General features: G+C 60.6%; 2 protein-coding genes. Both read left to right on the forward strand.

The annotated features are described in order from the left end of the window. The first annotated feature begins 227 nt into the window (after positions 1 to 227). Entirely contained in the window at positions 228 to 1,034 is an 807-nt protein-coding gene (locus WBF74_RS13375) for an ABC transporter permease (RefSeq protein WP_424440737.1), read from the forward strand. A 362-nt stretch (positions 1,035 to 1,396) separates the two neighbouring features. Next, positions 1,397 to 1,770: aminotransferase class III-fold pyridoxal phosphate-dependent enzyme (locus tag WBF74_RS13380; RefSeq protein ID WP_424440739.1), on the forward strand; the 374-nt coding region annotated here is incomplete at its 3' end.

A 1,770-nucleotide genomic window follows, 5' to 3' on the forward strand; every position in this document is an offset into this window, starting at 1 on the left:
CAATATGGGGGGGCGAAATCGCAACCGGCCCCCGCCGTTAACAAGGCCTTATCCACAGAAAAGAGCGGATTTGCGGGCTTTTTTGTGCATTTGCGCGCGCACTCGCCTTGCGGGCGCACATTCCGCGCCCATATCGGCCTGTGAACTGCCGCATTGCCTGTGATCCGGCCTTCGCCTATGCCTGCTGCAGTCGGCAGGAAAATGAGAAGAAACGGGAAGGAAACGCCATGAGCATGGGTTATCCGCAGCAAGGCAGCCGCCGCTTTGGCGCGGTGAACTGGCTCGGCGTCTGGACGCTCTATCTGAAAGAGGTTCGCCGCTTCTGGAAGGTGATGACCCAGACGGTCGCGGCCCCCGTTGTCACCACGCTTCTCTATCTTGCGATCTTTGCCCTCGCCATCGGCAAGTTCCGGCCCGACGTGCATGGCGTGCCTTTTGTAGAGTTTCTGGCACCCGGCCTCGTGATGATGACGATGATCCAGAACGCCTTTGCGAATACGTCCTCCTCCATCCTGATCTCGAAAATTCAGGGCAATATTGTCGATGTGCTGATGCCGCCCCTCTCTGCGGGCGAGCTCAATGTCGGCATCGCGCTGGCCGGCGTCACGCGCGGGCTCGTCTGCGGGGGCGCGACCGCGCTTGCCATGCTGCCTTTCGTGGATATGGGGATCGCCCATCTCTGGGCCGTGCTCTTTTTCTCGGTGGGGGCTTCGCTGATGCTTGCCCTGATCGGCATTCTGGGCGGCATCTGGTCTGAGAAGTTCGACCACCTTCAGGCCGTCACCAATTTCGTGATCCTGCCGCTCACTTTCCTGTCCGGCACCTTCTATTCGGTGACGCAGCTTCCCGATTTCGCCCGGGAACTGACGACATGGAACCCGGTCTTCTACCTGATCGACGGTTTCCGCTATGGCGTCACAGGCCATGCAGATGGCGCGCTTTCCATAGGTATCGCGATAGTGGTGGGGGTGAACCTCGTTCTCTGGGCGGTCTGCCACCTTGCTTTCCGCACGGGCTACCGTCTGAAGGCGTGAGAGGGGCGGCGGCCAAAAGGTTAACGGGGCGAGATTGACAGGCCACCGTACTCGCCCTAATACTTGGACGCTTCTCGGACTGCCGCCCAAAACAGGCGGCTTTTTCTATTGGCGGCCCTGAGGGGGGCGCCGCGGGGAGCCCCCGGCAAGGGGAAAAAGGGTGTGATCGGCATGATCCTGTACGGGAAACGACGAGGCTGACAGCGAGAAGAGGCCGGGCGCGGAAAGTGCCTCAAGGCCTCGCAGGAAACTGCTGTCTCGCCGGATCGCCCGGAGCCCGACAACGCCAGAACCCGAAGGCACTCTCCCGGCATACCGCGAACGGCGTCGTTCAAAAGGATTTATGAGAAGGACCGACTTCCGTGATTACGCCTGTTTTGCCGACCTATGCGCGGGCTGACCTTGAATTTGAACGGGGCGAAGGCCCCTGGCTGATAACCGCGAAGGGCGAGCGCTATCTCGACTTCGGCGCGGGCATCGCCGTCAATGCTTTCGGCCATAGCCATCCCCACCTCATCAAGGCTCTGACGGAGCAGGCGGGGAAGGTGTGGCACACCTCGAACATCTATCGCATCCCCGGTCAGGAAAAGCTGGCGCGGCGTCTCGTCGAGGTGACTTTTGCCGATACGGTGTTCTTCACCAATTCAGGCGCTGAGGCGCTTGAATGCGCAATCAAGATGGCGCGGAAGTATCACGCCGCCAAAGGCGCACCGGAACGCTATGAACTCATCACCAT

The sequence above is a fragment of the Parvibaculum sp. genome (assembly GCF_049672805.1).
Taxonomy (GTDB): Bacteria; Pseudomonadota; Alphaproteobacteria; order Parvibaculales; family Parvibaculaceae; genus Parvibaculum.